General features: G+C 68.6%; 11 protein-coding genes. 6 read left to right on the plus strand and 5 right to left on the minus strand.

The features are described 5' to 3' along the window. Positions 1–109: 109 nt before the first annotated feature. On the minus strand, positions 110–811 hold the full coding sequence (locus AC156L_RS15645) for a hypothetical protein (RefSeq protein WP_330879412.1): 702 nt from the start codon (positions 809–811) through the stop codon (positions 110–112). Between the two features lie 890 nt (positions 812–1,701). On the opposite strand from AC156L_RS15645, the gene AC156L_RS15650 reads away from it, so the two are divergent. After that, positions 1,702–2,058, plus strand: coding sequence for a histone-like nucleoid-structuring protein Lsr2 (locus AC156L_RS15650; protein ID WP_259624838.1), 357 nt, complete (start codon positions 1,702–1,704; stop codon positions 2,056–2,058). A 58-nt stretch (positions 2,059–2,116) separates the two neighbouring features. On the opposite strand, the gene AC156L_RS15655 is transcribed toward AC156L_RS15650, so the two are convergent. Then, positions 2,117–2,536, minus strand: coding sequence for a MarR family winged helix-turn-helix transcriptional regulator (locus AC156L_RS15655; RefSeq protein ID WP_330879413.1), 420 nt, complete (start codon positions 2,534–2,536; stop codon positions 2,117–2,119). A 1,488-nt stretch (positions 2,537–4,024) separates the two neighbouring features. Next, a complete protein-coding gene (locus tag AC156L_RS15660) occupies positions 4,025–4,843 on the minus strand; it encodes a siderophore-interacting protein (RefSeq protein WP_330879414.1) in 819 nt (272 codons plus the stop codon). A 157-nt stretch (positions 4,844–5,000) separates the two neighbouring features. Between AC156L_RS15660 and AC156L_RS15665 the strand changes: the two genes are divergently transcribed. From AC156L_RS15665 to AC156L_RS15680, 4 genes are all read left to right on the plus strand, one after another. Beyond that, positions 5,001–5,912: an ABC transporter ATP-binding protein gene (locus AC156L_RS15665; protein WP_330879415.1), complete on the plus strand. Its 912-nt coding sequence runs from the start codon at positions 5,001–5,003 to the stop codon at positions 5,910–5,912. 103 nt (positions 5,913–6,015) lie between these two features. After that, on the plus strand, positions 6,016–7,032 hold the full coding sequence (locus AC156L_RS15670) for an ABC transporter permease (protein WP_330879416.1): 1,017 nt from the start codon (positions 6,016–6,018) through the stop codon (positions 7,030–7,032). 6 nt (positions 7,033–7,038) lie between these two features. Continuing rightward, positions 7,039–7,677, plus strand: a complete 639-nt coding sequence (locus tag AC156L_RS15675) for a UbiX family flavin prenyltransferase (RefSeq protein WP_330879417.1) — start codon at positions 7,039–7,041, stop codon at positions 7,675–7,677. After that, entirely contained in the window at positions 7,661–9,121 is a 1,461-nt protein-coding gene (locus AC156L_RS15680; RefSeq protein ID WP_330879418.1) for a UbiD family decarboxylase, read from the plus strand. Before AC156L_RS15675 ends, AC156L_RS15680 begins: the two co-directional genes overlap by 17 nt. A gap of 187 nt (positions 9,122–9,308) precedes the next feature. On the opposite strand, the gene AC156L_RS15685 is transcribed toward AC156L_RS15680, so the two are convergent. Both AC156L_RS15685 and AC156L_RS15690 read right to left on the minus strand, forming a co-directional pair. Further along, the gene (locus tag AC156L_RS15685; RefSeq protein WP_330879419.1) at positions 9,309–11,000 is read right to left on the minus strand and encodes a flavin monoamine oxidase family protein; all 1,692 of its coding nucleotides are present in this window, start codon (positions 10,998–11,000) and stop codon (positions 9,309–9,311) included. Between the two features lie 59 nt (positions 11,001–11,059). Next, on the minus strand, positions 11,060–11,833 hold the full coding sequence (locus tag AC156L_RS15690; RefSeq protein WP_330879420.1) for a carbon-nitrogen hydrolase family protein: 774 nt from the start codon (positions 11,831–11,833) through the stop codon (positions 11,060–11,062). Positions 11,834–12,584: 751 nt separating this feature from the next. Here AC156L_RS15690 and AC156L_RS15695 point away from each other — a divergent pair. Further along, complete coding sequence (locus tag AC156L_RS15695; protein ID WP_330879421.1) at positions 12,585–15,386, plus strand: helix-turn-helix transcriptional regulator; 2,802 nt, start codon at positions 12,585–12,587, stop codon at positions 15,384–15,386. The last annotated feature ends 140 nt before the right edge of the window (positions 15,387–15,526 follow it).

The raw sequence follows: 15,526 nt of genomic DNA on the forward strand, positions 1-15,526 counted from the left end.
GTGGGTGGGTTGCGTTGCTGTCAGAGGGCGGTTGCCGTGGCTCGCGTCGTGCTGTGGCCGCGCGTCGCCTTGACCGCGGGCCCGGCGCTCTGTGTCCTGTGTGGACTGATCACGCCTGGTTCTGCTCTGCTTCCAGCTCGGGGGCCTTGTCTTCGCCTCGCTTGCGGAGGAAGTTGAAACCCGGGATGCCCAGGATGGCCTGGCGGACGTCGTTGGTGACCTCCAGCAGCTGGTGGAGGTCCGGGCCCACCTTGTCCAGGGTTGCGAGGATCGGTAGTACGTCCGTGAGGACGTGTTCGGTGATGACCGGTAGCTGGTCGACCAGTTTGATGGCTGCTTCGATCTCGTGGGGTGACAGCTCCTCCACGAAGCGGCGGAGCAGTGGCATCGCCTGGCGGGCCAGGGGGGAGTAGGCCTCCAGCAGTTCGTGGGCCGTGCGGGCGGTGGACTCGGCTACCGCCACGACACCGTTGGCCTGTGAGGTGATGTCCACTACCTCGGTCACGACCGCTTCGGCCGCCGTGGAGACGCGGCGGGCGTCGGCGACGACCACCTGTGCCGCGGCGCTGACCGTGCGTGCTTGTTCGACCACCGCGGTGACCTGGTCCACGACCGCTTCGGTTTTCCGAACCAAGGTGTCCGCTCTGGTCACCACGTCGTCCACCCGGCCGACGAGTGATTCGGCCGAATCCAGTAGACCCAGCACCCTGCCGGGAACGGCGGCGACCGTGACCGCGGTGTCCACCGCCCATCCAACGGTCGACTTCGCCAGGCCGAACAGCGCACCGGGATCGGGCAGTCGCATCTGCATGCGTCCACTGTGCCCTACGCGGCGTGGATGTTCAGTTCTTGATCGCGAACAGGGGGCGGTGTGATGAGATCGACTTCGGCGGAGCCCTTTCCGGCAGGCGGGTCGGTGACGCGCCCGTTTGTGCTACCGACCGTGCGCGGGGTGTAGTCGTTCGTCTTGGAATATGTTCAGTGGATGTTCTCGTCGCTACCGTTGTGGCGGGCGGGGCTTGCCGGGGGGAGGGCGTGGATCGGTTCCGCGGCGCGGTTCGGTCGGTGCTGATGTGAGCGCTGGGCGAATTGTGCAAAACGGCTGCGTGCATGTGTGCGGGGACCGGGTGCCGCCTTCGGAATGCCGTTGGCTGTCGTTCGCCAATTGCTTCGACCGCGGTGCGCTCGGGTGCGGGGTGCCGTCGTCTGCGGAAGCGGTGTCGCGGCGGTGTTCCGATGTGCTGTTGGTCGACGTCAGAGCCGTTGTCTGCCGCTGGTGGCCCGGTGCCGCGCGGATTCGACGCGGTGGTCTCGTGGCCGGCTCTTTGCGGTCGGCGGTTGGAAAAAATCTGGCCGTCCGGGCTCCGCGTCGTCCGCTGCGGGATGGCCGTGCGTTCGTCGGCCGCACGTTCGTGTGAGTGAGCGGGATAGGCCTGGTTTAGGGGTGTCGGTTTACCGATTCGACGGCGCTGTCCACTCCGTGGACGTCCTGGGGCCTTCCGGGCGGTCTCGCATGGCGGGTCGCGGTAGCGCTGGACGGGTGACCCTGATAACGGCTGCCCTCGAACGGGTGACGTTTGGCGGGGCTCGAAACTCCGCGCGGTGCGGTCGTTGACTTTTTTCCGCAAGCCGACTATTAACTGCGTTGGTTTGGTATTGTCGTCACATTCCGCCCGTTCGACTCGTTGTGAGGTTCGACCCATGGCCCAGAAGGTTCTCGTCCAGCTGATCGACGACCTGGACGGCACGAGCAGTGAAGACATTTCCACGGTGCAGTTTTCACTGGATGGTGTTACCTACGAGATCGACCTGAATGAGGCCAACGGCGCGAAGCTGCGCGATGGTCTGGCCAGTTTCGTCGCCGCCGCACGGCGGACCGGCGGTCGCGCGAAGCGCGGCACCGCCGCGGTCGTGGGGGGCAAGCCCGCCGGAGAGGGGCGGAGCAAGGAGCAGACGCGGGCCATCCGCGACTGGGCCAAGGCGAACGGGCACGAGCTCGCGGACCGCGGCCGCATCCCGGCCAGCGTGGTCGACGCGTTCGAGTCCGCCCACCGCTGAGCCCCAGGGCTTCAGCGCGAGAGCCCCGAGACCGCTCAGGTCGCGGGGCTCTCGCGCGTCACCGGTGGTCCGCTCGCGCGTCGTGCTCGGCCAGCGCCACCAGCACGGCCTCGCTGGCGTCCTCGATCACCCCGAGCCGCTCCTCGCCCACCGCGTCGATGAACCAGGCGCGCACGTTCGCAGCGTGGTGGGGCGCGGCCTCCGTGATCGCCGCACGCCCCTCGTCGGTCAGCACGATGTCCGCGTACCGCGTGTCCTCGGCGCAGGGCTCGCGCCGCACCAGCCCGCGCTGCGCCATCCGCGTCAGGTGGTGCGACATCCGACTCTTCTCCCAGTCGGTCGCCTCGCCCAGCTCGAACGCCCGCATCCGCCCGGTGGGCGCTTCGGACAGGTTCACCAGGATCTCGTAGTCGGAGCCGGACAGCCCGAACTCACGTTGCAGGTGCCGGTACAGGTGCGTGTTCAGCTGCCTCTGCATCGCCAGGAAGCTGCGCCAGGCTCGCTGCTCACTCGCACTCAGCCACGGATCATCGCTCACGAAACAACATACTACGGGTGAGTTGACGCATCACCCCACCCTCAGGTGTGAAATTAGGCCGAACCGCCGAAAACCTGAGACCGAACACCCACCACCCCTGGCCCACGGTCGGCGGACAGCCAAGCCCGGTGGGGGCCAACACATTCACACCAATAGACACACGGCAGGCCCGACACCTTCCGCCAGACGGAATAGTCACGGGCGGCAACCGGCAGGGTGAATGACACCTCACGCCCCACGGCCAAGGCGACGCGCGGCACCGAACGAATGGCACCAGCCGATCACAACCGAGACGGCGTGCAATGTCACCGGTCGATCCCCCGTGACCCACGACCGAGGTGACGCGCGAATGGCGCCAGTTGACCCACAGGCGACCCACGACCAAGGCGGCGCGCGGCCACGGAACGAATGGCACCAGCCAACCCACGGGTGACCCAGGACCGAGGTGGAGGCGCGGCCACGGAACGCGGCCGATTTCACTTGGGGGATTCAGGCCTTGAACTTGCACTGCGGGCAAAGCTTCCTTCACCTGCCCCCGCAGCCCGCGAAGGCCTGAATCCAGGGGCCCCAAGTCAAATCGGCCACAGCACGACGGTGGTGACACGCCGCTCAACCCCACACCCACCGGAACAAGCGCTGAAGCGGGACACCGAACCGGAGTCCCCCTGATGTGAGAACCCCCCGACACACACGCTACGACAGGGGTACGACAATTTCCGGGGCCCGCAATCCGCACGGGGCCGCCCGGCAGGGGGAACACGCGGAGTCTCCAACCACAATCCGCACGGGACCGCCCGGCCGAGGAACGCAGGCCCGCACAATCTGCACGCGATCGCCCAGTCGGCGAACACGAGGAGCCTCAAACGGGGATATCCCCACTCGGCCCATCACGCACCAGCCGGACGCACACCCGGCACCCCAAACCGACACCACCCGATCCAGCGACCAAATCCGGTCCGGCCTGAACCAGCACCACCTGAACCAGCGCCACCCGGCCCAGCATGACCCGGCCCAGCGTCACCGAATCCAGCGCCGCCCGCTCTGCGCACCGAATCCAGCACCGGCCGTCCCAGCGCCGCCTGGTCCAGCACCGCCCGGTCCAGCACCACCGAAGCCAGCGCCACCCGGTCCAGGGTCACTGAATCCAGTGCCACCTGATCCAGCACCGCCCGATCCAGCACCGCCCGATCCAGCACCGCTCAAGCCGGCATCCCCCGATCCGGCACCACTGAACCCGGCGCCACCCGCCCCAGCGCCACCGAACCCGGTACCACCCAAACCGGCATCACCCGGTCCAGGGCGACCGAACCGGCACCACCGGACCCAGCACCACCCGCCCCAACCCCACCTCGCCCCAACCCCAACCCCACCCCACCCGAACCGACCCCAACCCCACCCGAACCGACCCCGAACCCACCCGACCCGGAATCACCCCCCGGACTCGGCCGCCTTCACCTCCCTGAACCCGTCCTCGGTCAACCCCCTCCGCCAATACCCGGAAATCGACAAACGGTCCTTCGTCACCCCGCGCTCAGCCATCAGGGCCCGCAGCTCCTTCACCATCGCGGCCTCGCCGTGCACGAACGCCTGCACGTCCTCCCCGGAGAACTCCATCCCCCGCACGACGTCCACCAGCGACCCACCGGTGTCCCGGTGCACCCACACCAGCTCGACCTCACCGGGGCTGTCGATCTTCTGCTCCTCGTCGACCCCGGCCACCTCGACCACGACCCGAGCCCGCGCCCCGGCCGGCAGCCGCTCCAGCGCGGCGCTGATGGCGGGCAGTGCGGCCTCGTCCCCGAGCAGCAGGTGCCACCCGGCCGACGCGTCCGGCGCGTAGGCCCCACCGGGCCCGAGCAGGGAGAACTCGGCACCGGGCTGGACCGAGGCCGCCCAGGGGCCCGCCACGCCCACGTCACCGTGGTGCACGAAGTCGATCGCCAGCTCCCGCGCGACCGGGTCGAAGCAGCGCACCGTGTACGTGCGCACGACGGGCCACTGCTCGCGCGGGAAGTCGCGGCGCACGGCCTGCATGTCCAGCGGCGTCGGGTACGACACGCCGGGCAGAGGGAACAGCACCTTCACGTACGCGTCGGTCCGGTCGTTGGGGGCGAAGTCCGCCAGGCCGGGGCCTCCCGCGACGACGCGGATCATGTGCGGGGTGACCCGCTCGGTCCGCAGGACGCTGAGCGTGACGACCTGGCGGCGGTCCCGCTTCGGGGCGTCGCCCGCAGAGGTGTCGGTCATGGGGCCTCCCAGTAGTTTTTCATCCATTTAGGTTAGCCTAACCAGACGAGACGGGCCCGTGTGGCGCAGCACGCTCCCCCTGAAGATGTGCTAGGGGTCCCCTAGAAACGGCTCGGGCCATCGTCGCGAAACCGATCCAGCCCTAGCGTTTTGTGCCATGACAGCAGACGGGCCCGCGATCGTCGTGAGCGACATTCGCAAGTCCTACGGCGACTTGCGTGCCGTCGACGGTGTGTCGTTCACCGTCGCGGAAGGAGAGTTCTTCGGTCTTCTCGGTCCCAACGGGGCCGGGAAGAGCACCACCCTGGAGATCGTGGAGGGCCTGCGCAAACCGGACTCCGGTTCGGTGCGGATCCTCGGCGAGAGCCCTTGGCCACGGAATCCCAAGCTACTTCCCAAGTTGGGCGTCCAGCTGCAGGCGTCGTCGTTCTTCGAGCGGCTGACGTCGAAGGAGCAGTTGCAGACGTTCGGGTCGCTCTACGGCGTGAGCCGGTCGGCGGCCGTCGACATGCTCGAACTGGTCGGCCTCACGGACAAGGCCGACGTGCAGGACGTTGACCTCTCGGGTGGGCAGCGGCAACGCCTCTCCATCGCGTGCGCACTGGCGCACGACCCGGAGATCGTGTTCCTGGACGAACCGACCGCGGCGCTGGACCCCCAGGCGCGCCGCAACCTCTGGGACGTGCTGCGGGCCATCCAGGCGCGCGGCAAGACGATCGTCTACACCACCCACCACCTCGACGAGGCCGAGATCCTCTGCGACCGGGTGGCGATCGTCGACAAGGGACGCATCATGGCGATGGGCCCGCCCGCGTGGCTGGTGCGCAAGCTCGACGCCCAGACCCAGGTCATCGTCGAGCACGGCACGGTGACCGCCGAAGTGGCCCGGATGCTGCCCGGAGCCGACAACGTCGTGGACGACGGCGTTTCCATCATCATCGCGACCAACGACGCCGGTCTCACGATCAAGGCGTTGGGGGAGCTCGACGCGTTGAACAAGGCGCAGGTCCGCACGGCCACCCTGGAGGACGTGTTCCTGCACCTCACCGGTCGCGCGTACCGCGAGTGACCCACCAACCAACTGGCGTCGCACCGGTGATCGAGCCTCCGGCGTCGTCAGACCTTCGAGCGGAGACGGCGACATGAAAGCGTTTTCCAGCCTGTCTTTGGCCATGTTCAAGGCCTCTTACCGGGACAAGGCAGCACTCTTCTTCACCTTCATGTTCCCCCTGATGTTCCTCATCGTGTTCTCCCTGCTCTCCGGTGTGAAGCTGGGCAACGAGGTGGAGATCGCGGTGGTCGGCGACAGCCGCGTCGTGGCCGCGCTGAAGAACTCCGAGGGTGTGAACCTCCAGGAGTTCAAGGACTCCACCACCGCCATCAACAGCCTGCGCGACGGCAACGTGGCCGCGATCGTCGTGTCGCAGGGCGACTCGATCGACGTGCGCTACGCCAACGGCGACCGCGCCGAGACCGGGCCCGCGCTGGCCAAGATCTCCGACGCGGTCGCGAGCGCGAACCTCGGCGCGGGCACCACCCCGCCGAAGTACGCCGTGCGGCAGAAACCCATCGAGGAGACGGCCTTCGAGCCGATCCAGTACCTCACCCCCGGCATCCTGTCGTGGGGCGTGTCCACCGCCGCGGTGTTCAGCTCCGCGCTGACCCTGGTGGCGTGGCGCCGCAAGCAGGTCCTGCGCCGCATCCAGCTCGCCCCCATCGGCCGCGGCTCGGTCCTCTCGTCCAGGCTGCTGCTCTCGGTCGTGATCGCGCTGCTCCAGGCGGTCCTGTTCGTGGCGGTCGCGACGCTGCCGATGTTCGGCCTCCAGCTGTCGAACCAGTGGTGGCTCGCGATCCCCCTGCTCATCCTCGGGACGCTCGCCTTCTTCTCGGTGGGCATGCTCCTCGGGGCGATCTGCAAGACCGAGGACTCGGTCACCGGCGCGGCGAACCTCGCCGTGCTCCCGATGGCCCTGCTCGCGGGCAGCTTCTTCCCGATCGACAAGGCTCCGGACTGGGTCAAGCTGATCACCAACGCGTTGCCGCTGCGGCACATGAACGAGGGCATGCTCGACGTCCTGGTGCGGGGCAAGGGCTTCGAGGCCCTCATCCTGCCGGGCTCGGTGCTCATCGGCTTCACGCTCGTCATCAGCACCCTCGCGGCGGTGTTCTTCCGCTGGGAAGACAAGTGATCGCCGGTGCGGGCGTTCGCTGACGGGATCCGGGTGCCGAGGCGCGTCGTCGTCGGCATGACCGGCGCCACCGGCGCCGCCATCGGCATCCGGGTCCTGGAAACGCTCAGCGCCGTCGGTGTGGAGACGCACCTCGTGCTGAGCAAGTGGGCACGCGCCACGATCGAGATGGAGACCGACTACACGGTCCGCCAGGTCCAATCCCTGGCGGACCACGTCTACGGGTCGCACGACCAGGCGGCGGCGATCTCCAGCGGCTCGTTCCGGACGGACGGGATGATCGTGGCCCCGTGCAGCATGAAGACCCTGGCGGCGATCAGGGTCGGGTACGGCGAAGGGCTGATCGCCCGCGCGGCGGACGTGACCCTCAAGGAGCGCCGCAAGCTGGTGCTCGTGCCGAGGGAGACGCCGCTGAGCGAGATCCACCTGGAGAACATGTTGGGACTGGCCAGGATGGGCGTGGTCATGCTGCCGCCCATGCCCGCGTTCTACAACCACCCCACGGGTGTCCCGGACATCGTCGACCACGTGACCAGTCGCGTGCTCGACCAGTTCGGTGTGGACAACGACCTCACGACGCGGTGGGACGGCGGGAAGTCTGCACGCCAGCACCGGAAGGAAAACGGCGATGAAGCACTTCACTGATCTGCGCGGGTACCTCGACGCGCTGCACGACCTCGGGGACCTCGTGGTGATCGACCGGGAGGTCGACGGTGACATGGAACCCGCCGCGATCACCCGGCGGAGCTACGAGGTCCGCTCCCCGGCGCCGCTGTTCACCAACATCCGCGGGGCCCGCCCCGGCTTCCGCATCCTCGGCGCACCCGCCGCCCTGTCGTCGCGGGAGGACATGCCCTACGCCCGCATCGCCCTCTCGCTCGGCCTCCAGCCCGACAGCACCGGGCGGCAGATCGTCGAGGCGCTGGCGGAGGCCCAGACCCGCGAGCCCATCCCGCCCGTCGTCGTCGAGAGCGGGCCGTGCCAGGAGAACGTCCTGCTCGGCGACGACGCCACGCTCGACTCGTTCCCCATCCCGATCGTCCACGAGAAGGACGGCGGGCGGTACGCGAACACCTGGGGCGCCCTGATCGTGCAGACCCCCGACGGCGAGTGGACCAACTGGTCCATCGCGCGGGTGATGAAGATCGACGGCAAGCGCATGACCGGCCTGGTCGCCGACGGCCAGCACATCGGGCACGTCTGGAACCAGTGGGTGGAGATCGGCAAGCCGATGCCCTACGCGCTGGTCCAGGGCGCGGAGCCGGGCGTCCCGTACGTGGCGGGCTTCCCGCTGCCCGACGGGGCGTACGACGCCGGGTTCCTGGGCGCGCTGGTCGGCGAGCCCATCGAGCTGGTCAAGGCCAAGACCGTCGACCTGCTCGTGCCCGCCACGGCCGAGGTCGTGATCGAGGGCCACGTGTCGCTCGAACGCGACGCGCTGGAGGGCCCGTTCGGCGAGGCCGCCGGCTACCACCCCATGGACGTGACGAAACAGCCCACCTTCCACATCGACGCCATCACGCACCGGAACGACCCCATCTGGCCCCTGGTGGCCGAGGGGCGCCCGCCGGACGAGTACCACACGGTCACCTGCGTCGGCGCCGCCAGCCAGTGCCTCGCCCGGCTGCGCGAGGTGCAGCTGCCGGTCAGCACGGTCTGGTCGCCGATGGACTCCGCGGGCATGTGGCTCGTGGTGACGGTCCCGCCGAACTGGCGCGACCTGGTCGACCCCGACACGACCAGCGACACGCTCGCGCAGTACATCGGGCAGACGCTGTTCTGGAACAAGGCGGGCCTGTACTTCCCGCAGATCTTCCTGCTCGACGACGACATCGACCCCACCGACCTCGCCGAGGTCACCTGGGCCATCGCGACCCGCATCCACCCCGTGTCCAAGCGCGTCCAGATGGACAGCGTCATCCTGCCGCTGTTCGTCAGCCACACCGACATCGAGTACAAGCGCGGCTGGGGCCCCAGGGTCGTCTTCGACGGCCTGCTCGCCCCGATCGGCGAGCGGATGGCCCACACGTCGTTCGCGGCCTCGTACCCGGAGGAGTTGCAGCGGAAGGTCATCGAGAACTGGACCTGAGCGCCTCGCCACCGCATCGGAAGGGCCCGTCCGGAGCCGTTGCTCCGGACGGGCCCTTCTCGGCGTCCACGGGCCGGGAGAAAAGGGAATCGCACTGTGTACATCAGTGCACAGTTGCGGCGGAGCCCCCGTGTCACGTTGCGACACGGGGGCTCCGCGGACAGTGTTGATGGCGACCGACGTCACATCAGAACTCCGGCAGCTCCAAGGGGGCGATCTCGCTGAAGACGTCCCCTGGACCCGGATTGCCGCGATGAGTGCGGCCACCCAGGTGGTGCAGGACCCCCCACACCGCGTTGAGCGCGGTGGTGACGGCCCCTTCGGCGAAGCCGCCGCACCACGAGATGTCGTCGCCCGCGAGGAACAGGCCGCGCTGGGCGTCGGTCAGGTCGTCCTGGACGAAGTGCGTGTAGAGCTTGCGCTGGTAGCGGTAGTGACCCGGCAGGTTCGACTTGAACGCGCCCATGAAGTGCGGCTCGGTCTCCCAGGTGATGGTCACCGGGTCGCCGATGATGTGCGTGCGGATGTCCACGCCGGGGTAGATCTCGGCCAGCGAGCCCAGCACCACGTCCAGGCGCTCCTGGAGCGTGAGGGTCGCGAGCTTCAGCGAGTCGTCGTTCCACGTGTAGGACAGGCACATCACACCGGGCTTGTCCGGCCCGTCGTCGAACAGGTAGACGCCGCGCGGCATCCGGTCGGTCAGCGTCATGCTCATCACGTGCCTGCCGGTGCGCGGGTCCACGTCGAGCCAGAACGGCCTGTCCGTCACCACGAACAGCTTCGACGAGCCCATGTAGTGCGTGCGCTCCACCGCGGTCCACAGGGACTGGGGGAGCAGCGACTCGTCGCACTTGACCTTCGACAGCAGCGCCCAGCTCTGCGCGGTGAACACCGCGGCCGGGTAGGTGCGGATGCCGTGCTCGGCGTCCTCCACGGTGATGCCGTGCGCCGTGCGCCGCATCCACTTCACCGCGGTCTTCGGCACCCCGCCCGCGTGCAGCGACGCGAGCGTCGTGCCCTCCGGCCAGTGGTCGAGGAACTCCGGCTCGTGCGTCCACAGGCGCAGCGGGAGCTGCTGGCTGCCGCCGATGATGCGCTGCTGGTCGACGTCGGCTCCGTTGTAGACGACCCGCAGGATCTCCAGCATCGAGTTGGGGAAGTCGGTGTCCCAGCCGCCGGTGCCGAACCCCACCTGGCCGAAGATCTCGCGGTGCTGGAACGAGGCGAACGCGGGCGACGCCGTGAGGAACCCGTAGAACGACACGTCGTCCAGGCGCGGCACCAGGCGGTTCCAGATGGCCTTGATGGTCGTGACGTCGCGGCTGCGGACCGCGTCCTCCATCGCGGACAGCTCCGCGGTCTCCTGCAACGCCTTGTCCCACGCGTCGGCCACCTGCTGGTAGACCACCGGCAGGTCGGCCGACGTGTGCGCGAAGTGGCTCACCCCCTTGAGGTCGACGACCGTGCTGGGCGTGTTGGTGGACAACGGGTTCGGGAACGGCGTGGTCTTCAGGCCGACCTTGTCGATGTAGTGGAACAGCGTGGTCGCCGCCAGCGGGAAGCGCATGGCGCCCATCTCCGCGACCGACTCCGGGTGCTCCCGGAACGGGACCGACCGCATGCGGCCCCCGATCTGCTCCGCCTCGTACAGCACCGGTCGCAGCCCGAGCTTCATCAGCTCGTAGGCCGTGACCAGGCCCGCGATGCCGCCGCCGATGACGGCGACCTCGGTGCCGTGCGCCGACGCGGGCAGTGCGCCGAGGCCCGCCGGGTGGGCCAGCCACTCGTCGTAGGCGAACGGGAAGTCGGGGCCGAACATCGTGACCGGGGCCCGCAGGCCGTTCAGGTCGTCGTGGCCGATCGGGTTGGTGTGGTCCATGTGCGCTACCCCCGGTTGACGGTGGTGACCCGCTCTCCGGCGGGTGCGGCGGAAGGGGGTCAGAGGAAGAGCTCGGGTCGTCGGTCCGCCAAGTAGTCGTTGACCTGCTTGGCCTTCGTGATCCGGGTGGGGTCGAGGTCCGCCACGACCAGCTGTTCGCCGTGGACGTCCTCGTGCAGTGCGTGGCCCGACGGGCCCACCACGCGGGTGAGGCCGCAGTACTCCAGTTCGCGTTCGGTGCCCGCCCAGTTCACGTAGGCGATGTAGAGCTGGCTCTCCAGGGCGCGCGAGTGCACGAGCGTCCTGGCCACGATGTCCCACGGCTTCATCAGCGCGGTCGGCACGACCAGCAGCTGGGTGCCCGCCAGCGCGTGGGCGCGCACCGTCTCCGGGAACTCGACGTCGTAGCAGATGAGCATCCCCACGGTGAGGCCGTCGAGCCGGGCCTGCACCACCCCGACCTCGCCGGGCTGGAAGATCGCGCGGTCGATGTCGCCGAACAGGTGGGTCTTGCGGTAGGTCGCCAGCGCGTCCCCCCGCCCGTCGACCAGCCGGACGGTGTTGTAGACCTCGCCGCCCGCGGCCTCCGGCCAGCCGAAGACGATCGCCACGCCGGTCTCGGCCGCGATGGCCGCAGCCTCCTCGCACATCGGGCCGTCGTCGGGTTCGGCCAGCTCACGGAGCTTGCGCGGGCCGAGGTGGTAGCCGGTCAGGGAGATCTCGGGCGTGATCAGCAACCGGGCACCGGCCTCGGCGGCGCTCCGAGCCGCGGCTCTGAGCCGCGTCCGGGGCGGCTCTCCGCCGGCGACGGTCTGCCAGCAAGCGATCCTCATGCTCGTCGATCCTTACTCCGCCGGTCGTTCTCCTTCGGCGGGGTTGTGAAGGCGCCCGGTTATGGCCGGAGTGATAACGTCATTATGAAACGGCATTATGATTCAATTCGCAGAAACACTGAGTGCACCGAAGCTATGGACTGCACTCGGGGTGCGGCAACCCCTGCCCGGCCCCTGTGTGCCCCTAGGGGGCTTGTAGGCCCTTATTCGGGCTGGTAGCAATGTCATCGCAGGTAAGGAGCCAGCGTTGATGTTTTGCCAGGCTAAACATGTTCTGTGGTCCATGAAGAAGCGGCCGGTGTGCGAAAGGGCAGTATTCATTGCCCCCGTCTCAACTGGGGGTCACGTTTCGTGACGGGGTTATGAATGACTTCCGGATTCTCCGGCCTCCTGACCTGTGTGTTTGCTGTCAGTGGATCACTTTCAGCCAGTGCAAGAGTGATCTTGGTCAGCCGCAACCCTACGGAAGTAGGGTTTTATGGATCAGTGTTTTCATACAATTCTCACGATGGCTCACGGATGTTGTGGGATGTAAGACGCGAACTCCGTAACGCACATGTTGCACATGGTCCGGGTTACTCGACGGTTTCCCGAGACGTTATCGACAAGCTTCTTATTGTCCTGATACTGTCGTTGTGTGTTACCAGGACGGCCTGGTGGGACAACCCGACTTGAGTTGGCCACTGTTTGTTCACCGCGGACACGTATGGGCGGGACAGGTGACCACACCGGGAAAGGAACGCGGTCTTAGATGTTGGTCGAACGGACTAGAGAACTGGCCACCCTCCAGCACGTGCTGGAGGACTGCCTCCGAGGCCGGTCCGGCGTGGCCATGATCACCGGTGCCAGAGCAACCGGGAAGACCGCGCTGCTCCACGCCTTCGGGGAGGAGGTGCAGCGCTCGGGAGCACTCCTCCTCAACGCCACCTGCACCGCGGGGGAACGCTCCCTGCCGCTGGGGGTGCTCAGCCAGCTCCAGCGCAACGTGCCCCTCGAACTCTGCCCCGGCGACCGGGCGGACTACCTCGCGGGACTGCTGGACGAGGCGTCCAGTCCTTCGAGGACCGCCGACGGCGACGTGGACGGCGCGGAGACCAAGCGCGGACACGCGCTGCACCAGCTGGGTGCCGCGATGCTGAACATCGCCGAACAGCGCCCGGTCGTCATCGTCGTGGACGACGTCCAGAACATGGACGACCTGTCCAAGGAGACCCTGCGGCACGTGCTCGGCAGGCTCCGGTCGGCCAGCGTGGCGATCGTGTTCACCGAGTGCGTGGGTTCCCGCGAACCCCGCTCGCTGTTCCACACCGAGTTCCTGCGCCACCCCCACTGCCACAGCATCCGGCTCACGCTGCTGTCGGCCGCGGGCGTCGGCGAGATGGTCGCGTCCGAACTGGACCCGCGCATCGCGGAGGCGTTCGGCTCCCAGTACTACGAGGTGACCGGCGGCAACCCGCTGCTCGTGCGCGCGCTGCTCGAAGACCAGCAGCGCCTGCGGCACGGCGACGGCGCGCCCGAGGCCCCCGTCGTGGGGGAGGGCTTCGCCGAGGCGGTCATGAGCTGCCTGCACCGCGGCGACCCCGCCATCCGCGAGGCCGCGTACGCGCTCGCCGTCCTCGGCAACCACGCCGACCGGCCGAAGCTGTTCGGCCGCATGATGGAGCGCTGCGCCAAGACGGCCGCCAAGGACGTCGAGAGCCTCGTCGTGATGGGCCTGCTGCGCGGCGAGACCTACCGCCACCCCGCCATCCGTGAAGCCGTCATCGACGACGCGATGGCCAACGCCGACCTCCCCGAGCTGCACCTGCGGGCCGCGTGGCTGCTCGCCCAGGACGGCGCCGAGCCGCGCGTCGTCGCGACCCACCTCGTCGCCGCGGGCACCACCTGCCCCGAGTGGGCGCTGCCGGTGCTGCGCGAGGCCGCCGAGTCCGCGCTCCTCGACGAGCAGGTCGAGGAGGCCGTCGACTACCTCGAACTCGCGATCCGCGACCGCGAGGAGGAGACGCCCATCGAGCTCGTCATGATGCTGGTGCGCCTCAAGCTCCGCCTCAGCCCCGCTTCCGCGCTCCAGCACGTGCCCGCGCTCGGCGAGGCGATGCGCGAGGGCAAGCTCCTCGGCCGCGGCCTCCTCTGGTTCGTCCGCTTCCTCGTCGTGCACGGCCGCGTCGACGACGTCGCCGAGGGCCTGGCCCGCCTGGTCGCCCGCGCCGACGAGCTGGACGAGCCCAGCAGGGCCGAAATCAAGATCACCCGCATGTGGGCGGCCGGGTCCTACCCGGAACTGGTCAACAACCTCCCGCAGGTGCAGCAGGACGGCGACCAGGTCTCGGTCGACATGGGCATGCGCGTCCAGGCCGCGACCGCGCTCACGCGCGTCATCGGCGGCGAGCTGGACGACAGCGCCGTCATGACCGCGGAACGCGTGCTCCAGAGCGTCAACCTCGTCGAGGAGCCGACCGAGGAGGTCAGCGCCGCCCTGCGGACCCTGCTGTACCTGGAGAAGCTCGACAGCGTGAAGTCCTGGTGCGACACGCTCATGACCGACCGCCACGAGTCCTCCAGCCCTCCCGGCTGGCTCGGTGAACTCGCCATGATCCGCGCCGAGGTGGCGCTGCGCATGGGCGACCTCGGCACCGCGCGCCGCCACGCCAGGTTCGCACTGGAGAAGGTCGACCCGCGCACGTGGGGCGCGGGCGTCGGCATGGTGCTCGGCACCCTGCTCCAGGCCACCACCGCGATGGGCAAGTTCGACGAGGCCGCCGAGGCGCTCGCGCAGCGGGTCCCGCAGCACATCTACCGCGGCCGCTACGGCCTGCACTACCTGTACGCCAAGGGCCAGCACCACCTCGCCACCCGCCAGCTCCCCGCGGCACTGGGCGACTTCCTGTCCTGCGGCGAGCTCATGGTCAAGTGGAAGCTCGACTCACCCGGTCTCCTCCCGTGGCGCACCGGTGCGGCCGAGGTCTACCTCCGCCTGGGCAACCAGGCCAAGGCCCGCGAACTGGCGGACCAGCAACTGGCCATCCCGGTCATGGGCCCGTCCCTGTCCAGGGGCATGGCGATGCGCGTCAAGGCGGCCACGCTCGACCTCCGCCAGCGCTCGCAGCTGCTCCACAGCGCACTGGAGGAGGTCCAGGCCGCGGGAGGCCAGTTGGAGGTCGCCCGAGTGCTGGCGGACCTCAGCCACACCCACCACCAGCTGGGCGAACCGGACCGAGCCAGGATGATGGTCCGCCGCGCGTGGCGCGTCGCCAAGGACTGCCAGGCAGAACCGCTGTGCGCCCAGCTGATCCCCGACCAGAGCCGAGGGAACACCACGTCCACCACATCGGAGACAGCAGCCGAATGCGGCGCCGCGACCCTCTCGGACGCGGAGCGCAGGGTCGCGGGCCTGGCAGCACTGGGCCACACGAACCGGGAAATCGCCAACAAGCTGTACGTCACGATCAGCACGGTCGAACAGCACCTGACCAAGGCGTACCGCAAGCTCAACGTCACCCAGCGGAAGGACCTCCCCGCAGACCTGTGGAGCGACGCCGCCTCAATCGCCTGACCCCCGGATCCGCGCGGCCCAGCCGCGCGATCCGGGGGCAGCAGCCCCTGTAGATCCCCAGGCCGAGGCCAGGGGATCTTTGCTGTTCAGCAGGCAAATGGGGAAGAAAGTGCAGCAAGTCAAGCGGTAAAGGGCAAGAA

Source organism: Umezawaea sp. (genome assembly GCF_057122925.1).

Coding starts and splice junctions, on each gene's coding strand:
- AC156L_RS15645 (WP_330879412.1), bottom strand. CDS start 811: ATGCAGATGCGACTGCCCGATCCCGGTGCGCTGTTCGGCCTGGCGAAG.
- AC156L_RS15650 (WP_259624838.1), top strand. CDS start 1,702: ATGGCCCAGAAGGTTCTCGTCCAGCTGATCGACGACCTGGACGGCACG.
- AC156L_RS15655 (WP_330879413.1), bottom strand. CDS start 2,536: ATGCAGAGGCAGCTGAACACGCACCTGTACCGGCACCTGCAACGTGAG.
- AC156L_RS15660 (WP_330879414.1), bottom strand. CDS start 4,843: ATGACCGACACCTCTGCGGGCGACGCCCCGAAGCGGGACCGCCGCCAG.
- AC156L_RS15665 (WP_330879415.1), top strand. CDS start 5,001: ATGACAGCAGACGGGCCCGCGATCGTCGTGAGCGACATTCGCAAGTCC.
- AC156L_RS15670 (WP_330879416.1), top strand. CDS start 6,016: ATGTTCAAGGCCTCTTACCGGGACAAGGCAGCACTCTTCTTCACCTTC.
- AC156L_RS15680 (WP_330879418.1), top strand. CDS start 7,661: ATGAAGCACTTCACTGATCTGCGCGGGTACCTCGACGCGCTGCACGAC.
- AC156L_RS15685 (WP_330879419.1), bottom strand. CDS start 11,000: ATGGACCACACCAACCCGATCGGCCACGACGACCTGAACGGCCTGCGG.
- AC156L_RS15690 (WP_330879420.1), bottom strand. CDS start 11,833: ATGAGGATCGCTTGCTGGCAGACCGTCGCCGGCGGAGAGCCGCCCCGG.
- AC156L_RS15695 (WP_330879421.1), top strand. CDS start 12,585: ATGTTGGTCGAACGGACTAGAGAACTGGCCACCCTCCAGCACGTGCTG.